Raw genomic sequence first — 18,530 nt, 5'->3', positions numbered from 1 at the left:
AATTGGCAGGGAGCCAAGACGCATGAAAAAAATTAAGTTGTTCGTGAGCTTAGCTGTGATCACCTTCAGTCTCGGTAGCGGTCACGCAAAGGCGACCGGCGGTTGCGTTCAGTTCCCCGAGCAGGCAGAGGCGCCGGTTGTCCAAGCCTGCGAAGGTGAGACCCACTACACTTTCAATGTGGCCGGTCGTGAGACCAGTTATGCCAAGGACAGTTATCGTGCGCGTCTCGCGCGGGTGCTGAACGACTGGTTCGCGTCTAAAGGATTGGCGCTGCCGCCCGAGGGTGAGGTCGAATTTTGGCTGGCTGTTCCAGAGACCAATCCCGCAGCCACCCAAGCTCGGGCTGCTTTTTATTGGAGCGGTGGAGCTGTTGTAGCCTATCTGCCTTTAGTTCCGGACAGCTGGAAGCTCACGGACAGGCAGGTGGCAGTACTGGACAGTGAGCAGCGCTATCCTGGCAGCTATGGTCACCGACCTGGTACTCTGCTTGTCCACGTGCAAGAAGATGTTCCGCATGCCGCGGTGGTGGACTTTCTCGCAGAACACGGTGTCGATGACCCACGCGCCCTAGGCAAAGATCGCTACGTTTATGAAGTGGATCCATTTTTAGAGCTTCATGCTAAAAGCGCGGTTGAAACCCACCCGCAAGCCAAGCAGCTGATTAAAAACATTAGCGTCAACTCGGTTGTTGAATGGGTGGCGATGCGCCAAAGGGCATTTGCATTTTCCCTGCCAAGCTCTTAAAAATATAGGGAACCCACGGAGCATACTTTGGCAGATTCAAACAATACCGACGCGCATCCGAAAACTAGCAATCGCCTGGTCTGGATGGACATGGAGATGACCGGTCTCGATCCAGACACCGATAGTATCATCGAGATTGCTACTCTAATCACCGATAGCGAACTCAACGTCATTGCTGAGGGACCTGAACTGGCCATTCACCAACCGGCGGACCGGTTTGCCCGGATGGATGCATGGAATCAGGAACACCATACTAAGTCCGGACTTTGGGCCAAGGTGCAAGCATCCACGGTGACTATCGCTCAGGCGGAAGTCGCAACGCTCGATTTTATTCGCAAGCACTGTGGTGAGCGCGAGAGTCCCCTGTGCGGTAACTCCATTTGGCAGGATCGCCGCTTTCTCGTACGCTACATGCCCAAGTTAGATGCTTACTTGCATTACCGTATCCTCGACGTCAGTACGATCAAAGAGCTAGCCAGCCGTTGGTATCCAGGCAGCAAGTTCAAAAAACCCAAGGGAGCTCACAGAGCTCTGGACGATGTCAAAGAGAGCCTCGACGAGCTTCGCTACTACAGGACTCATCTTTTTAAACCCAAGGTCGAGGGCTGATTCTGTGACGATCATCTCCTGTGGCACCACTGAAGTTCACTGGTTGCCACCGGATTTTGCACTCACTGATGCCACACTGGGCCAATGGCTGATCGCGGATGAATGGGCGCGGGCTCAAGGATTCAAATCTGAGAGACGACGATCGGAGTTTCTGCGTAGTCGTTATCTCGTGCGCAAACTTACTGGCAGTCGCGATCCTCTGCCGGCCGATGGGCACGGTAATCCGTCGTGGCCAGAGCCATGGGTTGGGTCTATCACGCATAAGGATGGCTTTGTTGGAGTGGCTATAGTGCCGCGCACTCAATGGCTTAGCGTCGGCATCGATGTTGAAGATCCCAAACGTATGAAAGCGGAATTTGCTGGCAAGATCCTTAGCGCGAGTGAGAATCAGTGGCTACGAGAGCGATGCGACGCAACTCAAGTAGCGTTTAACCTCGCGCTAACTTGCTGCTTTAGTTTTAAAGAGTCTATTTACAAGGCGATCTACCCGCTTGGACTTAAGCCATTCTATTTTCACGATGCCAGGATCGAAGATTTGACGGCAGCCAATGCAACTGGTGATCTTTGGTCAGGTCGCATCACGGCGGAGTTAATGATTGACGCATCACCGGGCACGCCGCGGGGCACGCGGCTGCAAGGTGATTTTTGCCTACTGCAGGAGCGTGATCGTCACTTCATCTTAACGGCATTGAGCATCGGTCGCGGTAATTGAGTTTTACCAAGCTCAGGTGGTGGTACTGGTAACGACATGACCGGATGTCTTCCCTGTAATAGTAAGACTGAATAGTACCAGGGCAGATAACGGCGGCAGCTAGCAAACGGCCAACTATGGGCGTCCCAAAGTGGTACAAGTTTGCGAGCACCGCAATGGGCGGAACTGGGATCTCTGTCGCGGAAGTAGGCCATACTTTTGCGCTCCTTCTCTGACGCGGATTCATACAAACGATATGTTTTGGCTGCTATTTTAAGCATATGTAAACTAGGCGACCGAGGCAAGACACAGCCTAAAAGTTCACCGAATCTTTAAAAATATTCTGCGACCCAAATGCAAATTCTGTTAGAATAGAGTTACAGAACCGGCCAAGTGGCAGTTCTGATGGGCTAGATGCCTAGGAAAGGAGGTGATGCTGTTGGATACGTTAAGTCATTATCCCAGTAGCACGGAGGTAAGTGTCTGTTAGCAATTGCTGACGGAGCATTTATCTTCATGCGGACCGGCACCTCCTTTCGACACAATGTGATTAAGGGTGCCGGTTTTTTTGCGCCCAAAACCTGTCAAAACTTTTGACAGTCATCGCTGCTATGCGCAACTAATCATTTTATGTTTATCTTAAAAAACCAAAGATATTCGGCGTCTCGCGACTTCTCGTAGCTTCTTAAGTCATGGAGCGAAGATTGCAGCGTCCCAAGTAGTAGCGACGACTCGTGGTCGTGCTTCCTGCTGCTACTGTCCCTGCGGAGTTGTAGTTGATGTCGCTGAAGCTGTCGTATCCGGCTGTTATTGCCTTTATCTCAATTGCGTTCACTGCCAATCTAGCGCGTGCCGAGACGTTGTCTCTGCCGGTGGTTGAAGTGACAACTCTAGCTAAAGCCGTTGGTGATCCTCGCGCGAAAAGCCTTGAGAGTCGTGATATCTCGTTAATCTCCGTTCGTGCTCATGCCCCGCGGCAGCATACACCGACACGTGTACTGATCGAAGGTGGCCTGCATGGCAACGAGACTGCGACGACGGAATTTGTGCAATGGATCACAAGGCGGCTAGCACGTGGCGAAGGGCCATTGATCCCTTTTCTGACTAACGGTGTGCAATTTGATCTGTTGCCAGCGGCAAATCCCGATGGTGGCGTTCAGGGACAACGGAGTAACAGTCGCGGTGTTAATTTAAATCGTAATTTTGGCGTGCTTTGGGGCCTGAGTCGGGAAAATCCTGGTAGTGCAAGCTTTAGCGAGCCAGAGACTAGGGCAATACGCAAGCTATTCCAGAACCGTTCTTATACTGTTGCTATCGATGTGCACGGGTATATCAATTGGGTAGTCACTCCCTCGGCACCGAGTCAGCTGAAGGCAACCGGTTACGAGCCCAATCAGGCTAAACTTGCAGCCTACGCTGGTTGGCGCCAGGCCCTGCTCGCACAAAGCGTGCTTTTACCAGGCTATGAGGTAAAAACCGGTGCGGAGCTAGGTGATGGCGGAGCCTTTGAAGACTGGGCATTTTGGGGCCAAGGTACGCTTGCTTATTGTCTGGAGATCGAAGATCCCGATGCCGTAACGACGACCCAAACCGCCCGGGAAGAGCTTTTCAAACGCTATGAAAGATTCATAGCTAAAAGTGTGAAAGCCGCTGTGGTCATCGCTCGTGAATCAGGTTTGACCACGACACTCGCAGCCAAACAAGGGCGATAACGGATCAGGAGCTTTCGTGCCTTAACGGCGCCGCTTCTCTTGATTGCGTACGTATTCAAGGAAGGCAGCCTTGTCATCCATCCAGGCAGTCCCAGTCTGCAGTCTGCCACCGCCTTGTCCACGGCCGTTTCCGCCTCCGGGGCGGCCACCACCATGAGCACCATTGCGCCCCCCGCCCTGACCATGTCTGGGGTTGGAGAACTGGGCGTTAAAGTTGCGATGACCGCCGTTACCGTTGTTACTACTATTGGGCGAAGCCTGACCGCGCATAGCGGATTTGCGCTCGATAATTTCCCAGGCTCGTAAAGTCGCCCCTTCTGCCAGGAGCTCTTGAACCAGGGCCTCTAGCGGCACACCTTCGTCTTGAGCTGAATGCAGGAGCTTCGAATGAAGCTGGCGCGAAAGTTTCACGGTTAAGGTCAGATCGCGTGGCACTAACGGGGCGCCCTGGGCTAGGGCAACGGCCTGTTCATCGGCTAATTGATCCGGGTCAACCGTGGGTTGTTCGCTCACAGGGGCTTCGCTAGTGTCTTTGCGCGCAGCTACCGAAGTGCTGCGGCGCGGCTTCTTCACTCGTTCCATGAATGCCGATCTCTCGTGCGGTTAGGTCAGACGATTAAACGTGACTACGCGGGTGTGTAGTTTGAAGAGATGATCTGCCTCAACTCCCCCATGAGAGTCAAGGCGATTTGCAGCGTGGACTCTCCCCGGTTAGACTGCTATTCTCGTTAAAAACGCACCAATATTAAGAGGTTCGCGTGGTTCCTCGGGATACTGGCAAAGCTCTCCAGTGGCTGCTAGCAGCGGTAATTTCCGGCCTTGGCACCCATGCCCGCGCCGGGACGGAGCTCGTGCTGGCCTGGGAAGCTGAACCCCGCAGTCTAGACCCAAGGTATGCGGTCGATGCTAATAGCCAGTATTTAGAGGACCTACTCCATTGTGCGCTCATAAACTTTGACCGCGATGGGCAAATCACCCCAGGATTAGCCGCGTCCTGGCAGTGGACGACCCCTACGACTTTGCAGTTGCATTTGCGCGAACACATCCGATTTGCCGATGGTCAGGAGGTTGGCCCCAAAGATGTGGTGGCTACGTTTCAGCATTTTTTGAAGCATGACAGCAAGGCTCCGCGACGCGCCGCGTTTAAGAATCTACAGAGCGTTACAGCCACCTCGGAGCGGACTGTGACGATGACGCTGGACAGTCCAGACGCGAGTTTTGTCGCAAACCTAGCGGTCGGTGTGTTGCCGGCCGCCTTTGCCGATGGGCCAGTGATCACAGAGAAAACTCCCGTGGGTGGATGCGGTCCCTTTCAGCTAGTGAGCGCCAACTCACAGGCTACCGTGCTCAAGCCAAATCCGCACTGGGGCTTTGGACCGCCACCCAGCCTCTCAGCTGTCGTGATCAAAATCGTCAAGGACGAAAATACGCGGTACGCCAAGCTTATCGCGGGCGAGCTAGACTTAGTCCAAAACAGTATCAGTCGCGACAAATTAAAAGTTCTGGCGCGGGAGCGACCAGATCTAAAGGTCTACCATCGGCCAGGTCTCAGTACCTCTTATTTAGGTTTCAATGTGAGGAACGCGACGCTCGCAAATCGGCTAGTCAGACGCGCCATTGCTCATGCGATCGATAAGGAGAAAATCATAAAATACGTACTAAACGGCATGGCGCTGAATGCTGACACCTTGATTACCGACTCGAGTCCCTTTCATGCATCAGGTCTCTCAGTCCCGTCTTACGATCCAGTCCAGGCGCGACTCCTACTGGATCAAGCGGGTTTTACCCAAACGGGGGAAAAACCACGCCTAACGCTCAGCTACAAAACCACAACGGATCAGACGCGGATTGTTGTGGCTAAGGCGATAGCCGCCGATCTGCGCCGCGTTGGTATTGCTACTAAAGTGGAGACCCTGGAGTGGGGCCGATTCAAGGCTGACGTGGACCATGGGCGTGTGGAGTTGTGGGGGCTTTCTTGGGTGGGCTTCAAAGATCCCGATATTTACAGGTTTGCCTTCGCTACGAGCAGTATCCCGCCAAATGGAGGCAACCGAGGGTGGTTCTCCTTGCCACCGCTAGACGCGCTTTTGACGGCTGGCATGATAGAGACGGAACAAGCTAAGCGGCAGTCTATTTATAATGAAGTTCAGAAGATCGTTGGTGAGCAATCGCCGTATGTGTTTCTCTGGCATGAAGATGTTTTTGCCGTTGTCAGTAACAAGGTGTCCGGATTCGAGCTTTACGCTGATGGTCGCTTGAGTTCATTAGCTCATGTGCAGAAGCATTAGTATCTAGGGCCAACAGAATGATCGTATTTATCGCAAGACGACTACTCTCACTACTACCAGTGGCGCTGGGCGTGCTGACTATCGTGGCGCTACTGATTCATGTTGTGCCTGGAGATCCGGCGGATGCCATATTGGGCCCTTATGCGACGGCCGCAGATAAGGCTCAGTTACACGCATCTCTTGGTCTTGATAAACCTTTTTTGGAGCAGCTCCTGGATTACTTTAAAGGAGTCTTGCGCGGAGACTTGGGGACATCGCTGATATACACAAAGCCCGTGACCGCGCTCATAGCTGACCGTTGGCTGGCGACGGCGCAACTAGCTGTATTGGCCCTCATCGTTGCCATGATGGTGAGTTTACCCCTAGGTACTATCAGTGCGGTTAAGGCTGGACGACCGCTAGATTATGCGGCAATGGCGCTCGCTATGACCGGTATTGCAATTCCAAACTTCTGGCTCGGTCCGATGATGGTTCTACTATTTTCGCTGCATCTAGGATGGCTACCCGTATCGGAGCGCAGTGGTCTCAGCTCTTACGTCCTACCAGCCCTGACACTTGGGATAGCGCTCGCAGCCATACTTAGTCGCATGACCCGTAACTCGATGCTCGATCATTTGCGCGAGGACTACGCGCGCACAGCTAGGGCCAAAGGCGTTAGCGCATCGGCCGTAGTGCTCAAACATGTGTTACGCAACGCAGCGCTACCACTGATCACAGTTGTTGGTTTACAATTTGGGGTACTCCTTACAGGTGCTATTATCACGGAGCGCATTTTTGACTGGCCAGGCCTCGGTACCCTCATCCTCGACGGCATCAACAACCGGGACTACCCCTTGGTCCAAGGATGTGTCCTGGTATTCTCCTGCACGTATCTACTGGTTAATTTACTTACGGACCTTACCTATGCGCTCGTCGATCCGCGGATCCAAGTGGGTGACTAATCCACGTTTGCTATTTGGTATGGCCGTGATCGTGACGTTCACGGTAGCAGCGTTGCTAGCGCCGTGGCTGGCGCCGACAGCCCCAGATGAGATTGATATCGCCATGCGCCTCATGCCGCCAGGACCCGGCGGCCTTTTGGGCCGGGATTTGACAGGAGGTAGCGTCCTGACAGCGATGCTGTACGGAGGTCGGACCTCCTTATATATCTCTGTGCTTACGGTAGCTCTTTCGGTCAGCGTGGGCACCTGGGTGGGACTTGTGGCTGGGTACAAGCGCGGATGGATCGACACCATGCTCATGAGGTTAGTAGACCTACTCATGGCATTCCCAGGGATACTCCTTGCTATGGCTCTAGCCGCCATGCTCGGTCCCAGTCGCAGCAACGTGATCTTGGCTATTTCAGCAACCGGTTGGACTAGTGCTGCACGGCTGATGCGCGCCCAAACATTGTCGATTAGGGAGCGCGAGTACGTCACCGCCAGCCGGGCGCTTGGGGCCAAAGATGCCCGTTTGCTTTGGCGCCACATCTTCCCTGCTACCTTAACACCGCTTTTGGTCCATGCCACATTTTCCCTATCGGGCGTGATTGTGGTTGAGGCAAGTCTCAGCTTCCTCGGACTAGGTGCTCAGGACGGCGCTCCGTCATGGGGGGCTCTACTCGCCCAGGGGCGAACGGTGCTGGTTGAAGCACCTTATTTAAGTATAGTCCCAGGCATCGCCATAGCGCTTTTAGTGTTGGCACTGAACTTCGTGGGAGACGCGATGCGCGATCTACTAGATCCCAGGAAGCAGTGAAAAAGCGCCCAAAAACAAAAAACCGGATCCAAAATGGATCCGGCTAAGGTGTCATAACACCATCAAAGCGACTGGATTAGACCAATGGATTAGACCATGTCTTTCAGAGCTTTGAGGGGGCGGACTTTGACAACGTTACGAGCTGGTTTAGCTTTGAACGTGGTCTCTTCGCCAGTAAAGGGGTTGATGCCTTTACGAGCTTTGGTAGCTGGCTTGTTGATGCGGCGGATTTTGAGCAGGCCAGGGACGGTGAAAAGACCGCAGCCTTTTTTGCCCACATCTTTGCCGATGAGGTCACTCAAGGAAGCGAAAACCGAGCTGACGTCTTTTTTGCTAAGACCAGTGGTCTCAGCCAAAACGCCGAGGATTTCGCTCTTGGTGCGAGGGGTGCCAGCTGGTTGGATCTTGCTCAGTGGAACTACCACTTTTGCAGGCTTAGCAACTTTTGCAGCGCTAGCAGCGACGTTGGTTTTCTTCTTCGCATGTGCCTTGGTAGGCTTCTTCGTCTTCTTTGCCATGTGAGATGGCCCTCCGTAATGTCAGGAAATCAACAACTCCGTCATTTCACATTAGGCGGCGTCATACTAAAAATCAAGCCTCAAACGGAAAAATCATCCGTATTTTGCTTTGCTCACGGCTTAATTTTTCAATTGTTGCTAGTCCTGCTCACATCTGCGGATCGCCAAGAACCCGGGTTTTCCACCATAAAACGCACAAGACGCTGGCGTAGTTGCTCATCAAACAAGTTTGGCTGAATGCGTTTTTGCACATCTAGTAGAAGTTTGCGACTGGTGTCGTCCAGGCTTGCAAAAAAGGCTTTTTTGAGTTGCTCGTATCGGGTGAGATCGCTGGCACGCATTTTGGCAAGCTCCTCCGATGCTGTTTTCATCATGCGCGCAGCGAGGGCGCCGGACACCGCCGCTGGACGCAGCGGCTTGTCGTTGACCTGCGCGGTCGGTTCCCTTGACGACGCTGCGGGAACCTGTGCGATAAGCCGTGGTTTTGCCTCAGACGGCGATACCATCATGGTGGTGGTATCAGGCCTGGTAGTCAGCCGCTGCCTTAATGCGGTGGCGACCTCGATGACCCCTCTTGTCGCCGCAGATGACAGAGTCATCATCGGCTCGTCATTTAAGGCTTGTTGGAGTTCAAGATCGCTTTCCACATAGGCCCAAAACTTTTCAAAGCGCACAACAAGATCAGGCGCACGGGGATCGCGAATGAGCTCGCCCAGCGGCCCTCCGGCGACTCCTGATGGCAAAGGCCATAGGCAGGCGGGATGGGAACGCAGGCAGTATTCATAAAAGAGGGCCTGTGGCAGCAATATTTGGCCTGGTTGCACGTCGAGTGGCATGGGCTGTCTATCAGCAGGGATTTTGGCTAACTCGCGCCACATCCCTGAGGCAATGGGGGCAACACTGCCAACCGTGGCATCGTCAAAGCAAAGTTGAAGCAATAATGGTTCGCTATCGCCAAACCAACCTTGCACGATGGCATGCGCTGCAGCACGCCGGTAGGCATGCGTGGCATCGGAGGCTAAACGCTCACGCGAGGCCTGCCAAACCATCATGGGACCCGTAGGTCTATGCTCACTCGGTCCACCAAACGCTAAGTACTGATCCTGGACGGTCGAGGCCATAAATCCTTGATCGACGAGTTTGCGCCCGAGTTTGTTAATAACGCGCAAGCGCTTTGCCAGCTCGCTAGCAAGCTCGACGCCCCGCTGTTCTGGAATGCTCATGGAGGCAAAAAGTTCGCCCAGCGGGATACCGAAAATACCTTCAAGTTGTAACCACCGGAACTCCCACTGCATGCCACGCTCTAGGCGCAAGTAAAGGAGCTGCTCCATGCCAGCGAGTTCGAGCCAGATACTCCGCCAGACGGTCAGTGGCGCCAGCCCGCGGAGCAAGGTATGCGCCTCAGTTTGACCTGAGGCAAAGCGCACCAGGTCACTATGTGCATCTGACAGGCCAAGGAGAAGTTCGGCTCCAAGTGGGTTTAGAGATACCCCAAGCTCAAATGCGTCATCGTCGCTAAGCCGGCGCCAGCGATCGGCCGCAACTGGGGAAAAAGATCGCATACTCGCATCACTTGTGGGAGTGAGCAGGCGCAGGCCGACAAGTAGCTGTACGATCTTTTCGAAGATGAAGCGTCGGGTGCGCATGATCGTGCCGGCATGTTTCAGATGCTCCTCGGCCCGAACCCACAAGTTTTGGTAGTCACCGCGTAAAATCTGCTCTTGTAAACTGGCCAGTACCATGGCGAGGGAATTTAATTCGAGCGACCCCAGTGCTGGAGCTAAGCCGGCTGCATAAGCTTGCTGCATCGCAGATAAGCTCTCACCCTCGGCCCGATGAGCTACCTCAAAGGCGTGCACCCACCAACCTGGCAGGTGTAAATGCGTTGCGTTGAAATTTAGGCTATGGTCGCTCACGGCTGGTGAAATACTATAGTCGTAAGCCCCAGGTCGACGACTTAATCGGACCGACCATCGGTATTCATTTTGTTCCTAGTGCCAACACCTGCTTTAGGCGGGCGACTAGGGCCTGCCAATCGGACTCAGGCTCATTGACTAGGCGACGCGCGAGATCGTTATAAATCCCCGTAATTGTTTCCTTTGGTAGGCTAACCAGAACGGCAACTAGGTAATATTGCCGTATGGGGTCTTGAGCGTTTGCCACCTGCCGGGTGATGCCTTCGTAGTAGATGTCACTAACTTTGATCACCGATGTCGCTACCTTGGCCGTGCTCTCGAGCACCATTCTCTGCCACCGCTGTTTGAGTAGTGGTGTCGAATTGGGAGTGAAATCGATTAATTGAGCCTGAATTCTGGTGGCAACAGCCAGCTTTGTCGCATCCAGTGCGGCAATTTCTGTTTGGTTGAGTCCCAAGATGAGATTGCTGAGCCGACTGCGCGTGGTCAGCATCCTAATCTCGCCCCCGGCTGCGAACAGCTGCCCTGGGCTTGCCGTCATCCATTGAGGGCGCACAGCCTTGCTGCGCTCGACGACAACCTCAAGAGGCTCTTCCGCAGTAGCGGGCTGATTGGACATTTGCTGCGTGCAGCTTGTCAGGCTAAGTACTAACGTCGTCGCCACGAAGCACGTGCTTAAAGCACGCTGCGCGATGCTATTTACTCTTGTTTGCCGCCAATTTTGCACCAGGGCTTTTTGCCTCTTTGTCTATACGAGTCTTGGCCTGCTGCAGTTTGTCCATGACGACATTCCTTAGCGATGGAGACTCCTGAATGATCATCCGCAGCAATTCGAGATCGTCACTGACTGATCTGTCTGCGTTTTTCAGTTTGCCCTTAGCGCCGGTATTTTCTCCAGCATTAGTTGCGGATTTTGCTGTCATGGTTACACCCCCATGACCAGACTATCGTCACAAAGCCGCAAATACCTTAGCCTCTCGGGTCCTGTGCTTGGATTAAATGCCAGTATTTTTAGGCGCTTGACCCCTGTTGTTTGGCTCAGGGGTCAGAGCAGGTGGTAAACAACGCCAATGCCGTACCACCGATCCTCGAGGCGAAATAGCGCATCTGCGGCGTAGACGGCAGTATCGCCCGGCTGCTGTAGGGGACGGTAATAATAAACAGCACGCTGATGAGCCTCCAAACGCAGACCCCAATTGAGATCATAAAAGTAGTCGATGGCAACGAGGCTATCGTAGGCCACTAAAGTCACCGAGATATGCTCTGTTTTCGTCGCATCTACGGCATCGTAATAGGTGATGCCGTTAGCGCGGGCCATGTAGACGTCGGCGGCGACGACTGTGCGCCACAGCGGGTTTAGGTTGAGCACGAGGCCGGCAAGGATACCCGGAAACATCACCATCGGCACCGGTTGAAACGGGCGGAGAGCCTCTCGCGGTGAGTACTGGTATCCCAGGGATGATCCAAGTATGTAGCCAAAGCCACGGTAAAGTGGCACGTGGTAGCTGTATTGTAGCTTGGCCCAAGCTGAGCCTGAATCAATTCTGGCACCCTTGAGTGCACCGAAACTTTCGATCAAATAAGTGCCTCTGCCCCCACCGGCTACCAGAGCAAAATTATGATCGGCGCGAAAACGACGCACGTATCTGATCCATGGGTGCTGGCGCAGCTGTTCGTTAGTTTCGCTGTCATCAGTGATTTCGAGTTCGTCGCTGGGCAGGCGCGCCATCGTGTCAGCCGATGCGATACCAGTTGTCATGAGCCATGGCGCCACAGCCAGGGCCGGATAGACCCTTCTCAATATCCTCACCATTGGGACCTCATTGTTTGTATGAGTGTGGCAATTTTGGTGGGATCTTTTTTCCCAGGTGCGGTCTCAACGCCTGAGCAAACGTCCAATAATTGCGGGTTACAAATAGCCGCTAATGCCGGCAGATTTGAATCGTTGAGGCCGCCAGCTATACCGAACCTAGGCAACTTACCCAACGCCGCAGTCTTCGCCAGCAGACTCCAGTCAAAAGTATGACCGCTTCCTCCTGCGACCGTACTTCCCATAGGGATCACCGCCGCATCGAGCAGCACCAGAGCGGCATGTGTTTGCAGTGCAGCGGCCAGGTCCATATCTTGCGCCTCGTGAACGGCCACGCCAGCCCACAGCTCGCGGTCGCCAATGACGGCACGCAGGGACCCTAGCTGCGTAGTGGTTCTTACGTTGTGCACCTGGACGACGCGAGCCTCGGGGAAATCAACTAATGCGGTCGCTAGTTGTTCGGGTGTATGGTCCACAATAACTAGAGTGGCCAATGTCGAGGCTTGGTGTTGATCTCTGGCTTGCAGCCAGATGAGCCTCGCCTGGGCCGGAGCGATGTAGCGCTTTGAGCCCGAGTAAAGGTTGAAGCCAACATAGTCGACGCCTAGTTGTAAGCAGGTGGCGACGTCGCTAGCGACTGTGACCCCACAGATTTTTAAGAGTGGTTTTTTGGTTTTTAATTGCTGGGTCATAGTAGTATCTGTTTTACCGTAAATTGAATCATCGGCCAATGCGCAGACGTGGTAAACCTTTATGGACCCGACGCAACCTATGGATAGCACCACCACTAAAGACCCCTATGACATCCTGATGCATGCGGGCAGTGATCCAGATACGTGGATTCTGATCGGCGGCCCCCTCCTCGTTGTATTGGCGTTTGTCGCCTTCTACGCGGTAGTGGTATGGATGCGCAATCGCCGCGAGGAGCAGGAACTCCGCCAGGAGGCTGACCTTCTCTCTAAGGGACTACCGGAAGTTCCGGAGGACGAGTTTCCACTAGGGGAGCAGGAGGGCGAGGTCACCCTTAACGAGGTGGTAGAGGTCACTGCCGTTGAGGCGAGCGAAACTGCAGCTGAAGCAGCTGAAGTTAAGGCAGTGCGCGCCACGGACCGGGCCTCGTGGCTCGAGCGTTTAAAGGCAGGACTTAGTCGCAGTCGGCAGAGTCTGCAGCAGAATCTTGGTCAAATTTTCGGTGGTCGCGCTAAGATTGACGAGCAGTTGCTGGAAGAGCTTCATGCTGCCCTCTATCGTGCCGACATTGGTGTCGCCGCTGCTGATTCCTTGGTCGATCACGTGCGACGCAGCTTAGCCAATCAGCAGGCTGCAGACCCTGAGGCTGTCACTAGGGCCCTGAAGGAGCGTGCTGCTGCCATATTGTCGCAGAGTGCTACTCATCCGCTCAATCAACCAACTAGTGGTCCCTGGGTCATTTTGGTGGTCGGTGTCAATGGAGTAGGCAAGACAACTACGATTGGTAAACTTGCGGCGCATTTTCTCGCCGCCGAGAAGAAAGTGCTCCTTGCCGCAGCTGATACGTTCCGCGCCGCTGCGATTGAGCAACTATCGGTATGGGGCGAGCGTCTCGGTGTCGATGTGGTCAAGCACAAGCAGGGTGCAGATCCTGCGGCAGTCGCCTATGACGGGGTCAAAGCTGCCGTGGCGCGAGGCATCGATGTGTTGATGATCGACACCGCAGGTCGATTACACGCCAAGCAAGAATTGATGGACGAGCTCGGTAAGATCAATCGGATTATCGGCCGTGATTTGCCAGGAGCGCCGCACGAGACTTGGCTAGTGATAGACGCCACGACGGGACAGAATGCGCTGCAGCAGGTTAAGGCATTCAGTCAAGTGGTCAAGCTGAGCGGTCTCATAGTCACCAAGTTAGACGGCACGGCCAAGGGCGGCGTGCTCCTGAGCATTGCCGAGCAGTTTAAATTGCCAATCCGTTACGTCGGGGTTGGAGAATCAGCCGCGGACTTGCGGCCTTTTAATCCAGCTGATTTTGCCGATTCTTTGTTCTAGTGCGGGGTAATATGCAGAGCGGGGATTGTCCTTTTATACTACTCGATATCGAAGGCACTACGACTCCTGTCAGCTTCGTCCATGAGGTGCTATTTCCCTACGCCAGGCAATATTTGACCGAGTTTCTGGCCACAAACCAAGGCCACCCTGAGGTGGCAGAGGCTTTGGATGTGGTGCGCCGGGAAATTTCTCAGCAGCAGTCGCGCGCAGTCGTCACTGATGATCTCGTTGTATGTCTCCAGAGTTGGATCGACGAGGATCGCAAGCATCCTGCATTAAAGACTATCCAAGGCATCATGTGGGAGGCCGGTTACCGCCGGGGGGATTACTGTGGTGCGGTCTACGACGATGTGCCGCCGCAGCTCAAAGGCTGGGTCCAGCGGGGGCATCCCTTAGGAATTTATTCATCTGGTTCCGTCCAGGCGCAGCGTTTACTTTTTGAGCACACGAATCACGGTGATTTGCGGCATTATTTTAGCCACCACTTCGACACCGGCGTCGGAGGCAAAAAATTGCCAGAGTCCTATGCTGTCATCGCGAATACATTGCAAGTGAAGCCAGCGCAAATGTGGTTTCTCTCGGATGTTGCGGCAGAGCTACACGCAGCCTCCGAGGCCGGTCTCAATACACTTCAAGTCGTGCGACACGGCACCGAGCCAGCCCCTGGTATATCCCATGCCACCGATTTTTACGCTGCTGACGCGATCATTAGCACCAAGAGTAGGAGAATCTCATGAGTCTTACTGGCACCAAGCCCAATATCCTGGTTACCGGAGCCTGTGGTTACATCGGCAGCCATGTGGCTCGCATGCTGTCAGAGCGGGACTTTCAGGTCATAGTGATCGACAACCTTTCCACGGGATTTCGTGATGCCTTAGTCCATAACGAGATCTTTTATCAGGGCGATGTCGGTGACACTGCCTTACTCAAGCAGATCTTTGGTAAGCACAAGATATCCGCGATCATTCATTTTGCGGCGGCGATCCGTGTTGATGAGTCGGTGGCGCAACCGGAAAAGTATTACAGCAACAACACCGTCAATACGCTGCGTCTTGTCACTACGGCCGCTGAGCTGGGCGTTAAAAATATCATCTTTTCCTCCACGGCAGCTGCCTACGGCCAACCGCGCATGGTGCCTGTGGATGAGACGGCTCCCACATCCCCCGAAAGTCCGTATGGATGGTCCAAGTTGATGAGTGAGCAGATGCTGCGGGATATGAGTGCAGCTCACGCCTTACGTCATGTCATACTCCGCTATTTTAATGTTGCAGGAGCCGATCCGGAACTACGCATGGGCCAAAGGACGCCCGAAGCATCGCATTTAATCAAGGTGGCCTGCGAGGTTGCCGTAGGTAAACGCGAGCGGCTTAAGGTGTTTGGTACCGACTACCCAACTCCCGATGGCACTTGTGTGCGCGATTATATTCATGTCGAAGATTTAGCCAGTGCCCATATCTTGGCACTTGAACATTTGCTGCGTGGCGGAGATAGCCAACTACTCAATTGTGGCTACGGTCATGGCTCGTCGGTACTCGATGTCGTGGCGGCCGTCAAACGTGTGAGCGGTAGAGACTTTCCCGTAGATTTAGCGCCGCGGCGTCCAGGTGATGTCGCCAGTATCGTCGCCGACGCCAGTAAAATTCGACGCCTACTCTCTTGGCAGCCACGCTACGATCATCTCGATACGATTGTGAAGCATGCCTACGAATGGGAGCGGAAGCTGCGTGGGCAAAAGCATGCTTGAGGGCTGGCGACTCGACGGCAAGAGGGCGCTGGTCACTGGCGGCAGTAAAGGCATAGGCCGTGCCACGGCCTTGCTTTTGGCAGAGTTTGGTGCCGCTGTGCACGCCGTAGCTAGAGGTGCCGCGGATCTGGCAACTTTAGAGGCAGAGGCCGCAAATCTTGGATTACAGATCACGACACTGCAGGCGGATCTTACAGAAGCTCAAGGCATCGAGTATGTCAGAGCTCAAGTTGGGGACAGCGATGCGCCTTTAGATATCCTGATCAATAATGTGGGTACCAATCTGCGCAAACCTTTCACAGACTACACACGCACAGAAATTGACACCATATTCCGCACCAATCTGATGGCAGCAGTAGAACTTTGCCGCGCGTTATACCCACAACTCAAGGCATCGGGTGCTGGTGCGGTAGTCAATGTGTCGTCGGTGGCAGGACAAACATCTCTGGGGACTGGTGCTCCGTACGCTATGACGAAGGCCGCCCTCGGTCAATTAACGCAAAATTTGGCTTGCGATTGGGCTAGGGATGGTATCCGGGTGAACTGCGTTGCGCCGTGGTACATCACCACTCCGTTAACCGCCGCATTACTCTCTAATCCAGTAAAAACTAATGCCATCGTTGCACGTACACCCATGCGTCGCGTCGGTGACGCCCAAGAGGTGGCGGCAGCGATTGCCTTCTTTTGCCTGCCTGCGGCTTCCTATATTACCGGCCAATGTCTCGCTGTTGACGGTGGCTTCCTGGTGAACGGGTTTGAGTCAGATCCAACGAATTGGTAGGTGGTCTCTAGGGATTCCCGCCGATCGCGCGGCGAGCTTTGGCATGGTTGGGATCGATCTTGAGAGCCGTCCGGTACTTGTCCTGGGCGCCCCCTGGGTCACCCATCATCACTAGAATGTCGGCTAAGTTGACGATAGGTTCAACAAACTCTGGTCTCACCGCGATAGCACGTTCGAATGATATTTTGGCTTGATCGAATTGCCCGACCATCATTTGAATCGCGCCTAGAGTATTGAGTAGCGAGGCGTGATTCGGTTCAAATGCGAGGCCGCGCTTGGCTGTTTCAAGAGCTAGATCAAAATGTCCACGCCGGCTCTCGAGTTGAGCTTTCAGTTCTAAGTTACTCAGGTCGCTCGGGCGCAGGCTGAGAGCTATGTCGTTTAGCTTGGCCGCATCGGCGAGATCGTTTTGGAGGAATTTGATATAGGCGAGGCCATTCAGCGCCTCGTTAGCTTCGGGATCAAGTTCGATGGCAGTAGCAAAATGCCTCGACGCATCGTCAAATTTAGCCTGCTTCACATATAGAATGCCCAAGTTGGTATGCGCTAGGCCATACGCAGGATTGATCGCTACGGCGCGTTTATAGGCAGTCTCAGCCTCTGCGGCGTTGCCGCTTTCGTCAAGGGCCAGGCCCAAATTGTTGTGTACATCTTCGGCTACGTCGCCACCCTTGGCGAGCGCATGGCGCCAGAGCGTGATGGAGTCGCGCCAAATTTGGCTCTGCGATCTTGCAGCCCACGTGAGTGCGAGCAAAATTGGTAGAATCAATATGGTTCTGAAACGACGTTGCGCCGATACCTGAGTGCCGCAGGCAAGGACGCAAATCGCTGCTGCAGTCGCAACATAAGTATAGCGGTCAGAAGCCACTGTGGATCCGATCTGAAAGATACCGAGATTTGCCGCCAAGGCTGCCGTGAATACACCAAAGGCAAGCATTAGGGCAGGGGCACTTTTGCGCTTCCGAACAACGACCATCAGGCAGACTAGCGGCAGGAGAGCCACTACCATGTTCGATGGTTGGAGCAAATCAGGCGGAGGATAGTAGTGGGAAATATTCACGGGAAGGCAAGTTTTGCTAAGGTAAACACCCATCGCATAAGAGCTCATGGCCAGTCTATTTATTAGCGGCAACCGCAATACATAAGGACTCTGATGAATTTCTGATCGTGCCCAGATGGCAAATCCAGCAGTGAGCATCGACACCAAAAAATAAGGGGTCCGGCGCAACAGAACTTCTGGAACTTTAAAAGTCTGCGACTGGGACTTATGCCAGAGATAATCTACGGTGATCAAAAGCACCGGGAAAAAAACAGCAGTAGCTTTGCTGAGGCAGGCTGCGACGTAAAACACCAGCGTGCCTCCAGACCACGCAGCATGCGAGCCTACGGACCACTTGCGCGAGATCGACGCGGCATTGTGCTGTCCTTGATGCTTCTGGCATCGCTTGCTCTCCATAAAACAAACAAGGCTTGCCAGAAGGAAGAAGAGGCAGACCAGATAGGGTTGGCAGGAGGCCCAGGCCACTGCCTCTACGCGTAGGGGATGCAAAGCGAAAAATAACGTGCCAGCGCCAATGTATGAGACCTCAACTGGGGTCAATTCCCGTGCCCGGAATAGAGTCTGGACTCTGAGGGCAAATAATCCGAGGAGCAGCGTATTTGTCCCATGTATGACCAAACTGACGAGATGAAAAGCTTCAGCCTTAAGACCAAACATTACATACTCTAGTTCAAGCATGAGCCACGCAATTGGCTGATAAACACCTAAATGCCGCGTGCTCAATGCCCAAACCAAATGTTCCTGGTTTAGGCCCCGAAAGAAGTAGTTGTTGATGAAATTATAGGGATCGTCCCAGTTAACAAAACCGTTCCCGAGCACAGGCCAAAAGCCGACGAGCATCATGAGGGCGCCGCCCACCAATAGTAGCCATAGAACTGTGGATTGGCGCTGCAT

General features: G+C 53.9%; 19 protein-coding genes. 11 read left to right on the top strand and 8 right to left on the bottom strand.

Annotation, left to right across the window (positions count from 1 at the left end):
• The first annotated feature begins 22 nt into the window (after positions 1-22).
• The 4 genes from FJ146_04990 to FJ146_04975 all read left to right on the top strand — a co-directional run bounded on the left by FJ146_04990 (position 23) and on the right by FJ146_04975 (position 3,757).
• Complete coding sequence (locus FJ146_04990) at positions 23-745, top strand: hypothetical protein (protein ID MBM4251303.1); 723 nt, start codon at positions 23-25, stop codon at positions 743-745.
• Positions 746-829: 84 nt separating this feature from the next.
• Positions 830-1,354, top strand: coding sequence for an oligoribonuclease (locus FJ146_04985; GenBank protein ID MBM4251302.1), 525 nt, complete (start codon positions 830-832; stop codon positions 1,352-1,354).
• Positions 1,284-2,066 (top strand): 4'-phosphopantetheinyl transferase superfamily protein, encoded by a 783-nt coding sequence (locus tag FJ146_04980; protein MBM4251301.1) that lies wholly within the window; start codon positions 1,284-1,286, stop codon positions 2,064-2,066. Before FJ146_04985 ends, FJ146_04980 begins: the two co-directional genes overlap by 71 nt.
• A 758-nt stretch (positions 2,067-2,824) precedes the next feature.
• Positions 2,825-3,757: a hypothetical protein gene (locus tag FJ146_04975; protein MBM4251300.1), complete on the top strand. Its 933-nt coding sequence runs from the start codon at positions 2,825-2,827 to the stop codon at positions 3,755-3,757.
• Between the two features lie 21 nt (positions 3,758-3,778).
• Here FJ146_04975 and FJ146_04970 read toward each other — a convergent pair whose 3' ends face one another.
• Positions 3,779-4,339, bottom strand: coding sequence for a hypothetical protein (locus FJ146_04970; protein MBM4251299.1), 561 nt, complete (start codon positions 4,337-4,339; stop codon positions 3,779-3,781).
• A 176-nt stretch (positions 4,340-4,515) separates the two neighbouring features.
• On the opposite strand from FJ146_04970, the gene FJ146_04965 reads away from it, so the two are divergent.
• From FJ146_04965 to FJ146_04955, 3 genes are read left to right on the top strand one after another with little or no spacing between them, the layout of a single operon-like run.
• Positions 4,516-6,045 carry an ABC transporter substrate-binding protein gene (locus tag FJ146_04965; GenBank protein MBM4251298.1) on the top strand — a complete coding sequence of 510 codons (1,530 nt, stop codon included), beginning with the start codon at positions 4,516-4,518 and terminating at the stop codon, positions 6,043-6,045.
• Between the two features lie 17 nt (positions 6,046-6,062).
• Positions 6,063-6,986, top strand: a complete 924-nt coding sequence (locus FJ146_04960; GenBank protein MBM4251297.1) for an ABC transporter permease — start codon at positions 6,063-6,065, stop codon at positions 6,984-6,986.
• Positions 6,949-7,782: an ABC transporter permease gene (locus tag FJ146_04955; protein ID MBM4251296.1), complete on the top strand. Its 834-nt coding sequence runs from the start codon at positions 6,949-6,951 to the stop codon at positions 7,780-7,782. The genes FJ146_04960 and FJ146_04955 overlap by 38 nt, the downstream gene beginning before the upstream one ends.
• 89 nt (positions 7,783-7,871) lie before the next feature.
• On the opposite strand, the gene FJ146_04950 is transcribed toward FJ146_04955, so the two are convergent.
• The 6 genes from FJ146_04950 to FJ146_04925 form a co-directional block, all read right to left on the bottom strand.
• On the bottom strand, positions 7,872-8,300 hold the full coding sequence (locus FJ146_04950; GenBank protein ID MBM4251295.1) for an integration host factor: 429 nt from the start codon (positions 8,298-8,300) through the stop codon (positions 7,872-7,874).
• A gap of 128 nt (positions 8,301-8,428) precedes the next feature.
• Positions 8,429-10,216, bottom strand: coding sequence for a hypothetical protein (locus tag FJ146_04945; GenBank protein MBM4251294.1), 1,788 nt, complete (start codon positions 10,214-10,216; stop codon positions 8,429-8,431).
• 64 nt (positions 10,217-10,280) lie between these two features.
• Complete coding sequence (locus FJ146_04940; protein ID MBM4251293.1) at positions 10,281-10,880, bottom strand: hypothetical protein; 600 nt, start codon at positions 10,878-10,880, stop codon at positions 10,281-10,283.
• Positions 10,881-10,911: 31 nt separating this feature from the next.
• Entirely contained in the window at positions 10,912-11,139 is a 228-nt protein-coding gene (locus FJ146_04935; protein MBM4251292.1) for a hypothetical protein, read from the bottom strand.
• A gap of 122 nt (positions 11,140-11,261) precedes the next feature.
• Complete coding sequence (locus FJ146_04930) at positions 11,262-12,029, bottom strand: hypothetical protein (protein ID MBM4251291.1); 768 nt, start codon at positions 12,027-12,029, stop codon at positions 11,262-11,264.
• Positions 12,023-12,718, bottom strand: coding sequence for a phosphoribosylanthranilate isomerase (locus FJ146_04925; GenBank protein MBM4251290.1), 696 nt, complete (start codon positions 12,716-12,718; stop codon positions 12,023-12,025). Before FJ146_04925 ends, FJ146_04930 begins: the two co-directional genes overlap by 7 nt.
• A 214-nt stretch (positions 12,719-12,932) precedes the next feature.
• Between FJ146_04925 and ftsY the strand changes: the two genes are divergently transcribed.
• Genes ftsY through FJ146_04905 form a run of 4 tightly spaced genes read left to right on the top strand, consistent with a single transcriptional unit; the run spans position 12,933 to position 16,576 of the window.
• Positions 12,933-14,051, top strand: coding sequence for a signal recognition particle-docking protein FtsY (ftsY, locus tag FJ146_04920; GenBank protein MBM4251289.1), 1,119 nt, complete (start codon positions 12,933-12,935; stop codon positions 14,049-14,051).
• 11 nt (positions 14,052-14,062) lie between these two features.
• The gene (gene mtnC / locus FJ146_04915; GenBank protein MBM4251288.1) at positions 14,063-14,788 is read left to right on the top strand and encodes an acireductone synthase; all 726 of its coding nucleotides are present in this window, start codon (positions 14,063-14,065) and stop codon (positions 14,786-14,788) included.
• Complete coding sequence (gene galE, locus FJ146_04910) at positions 14,785-15,795, top strand: UDP-glucose 4-epimerase GalE (GenBank protein ID MBM4251287.1); 1,011 nt, start codon at positions 14,785-14,787, stop codon at positions 15,793-15,795. The genes mtnC and galE overlap by 4 nt, the downstream gene beginning before the upstream one ends.
• Positions 15,788-16,576 (top strand): SDR family oxidoreductase, encoded by a 789-nt coding sequence (locus FJ146_04905; GenBank protein MBM4251286.1) that lies wholly within the window; start codon positions 15,788-15,790, stop codon positions 16,574-16,576. The genes galE and FJ146_04905 overlap by 8 nt, the downstream gene beginning before the upstream one ends.
• A gap of 7 nt (positions 16,577-16,583) precedes the next feature.
• On the opposite strand, the gene FJ146_04900 is transcribed toward FJ146_04905, so the two are convergent.
• Positions 16,584-18,530 (bottom strand): tetratricopeptide repeat protein, encoded by a 1,947-nt coding sequence (locus FJ146_04900; GenBank protein ID MBM4251285.1) that lies wholly within the window; start codon positions 18,528-18,530, stop codon positions 16,584-16,586.

Source organism: Deltaproteobacteria bacterium (assembly GCA_016874735.1).
GTDB lineage: Bacteria > Bdellovibrionota_B > Oligoflexia > Oligoflexales > CAIYRB01 > CAIYRB01.
The sequence above is the reverse complement of the archived record's forward strand: the minus strand, read 5'-3'. Positions and strand labels throughout refer to the sequence as shown.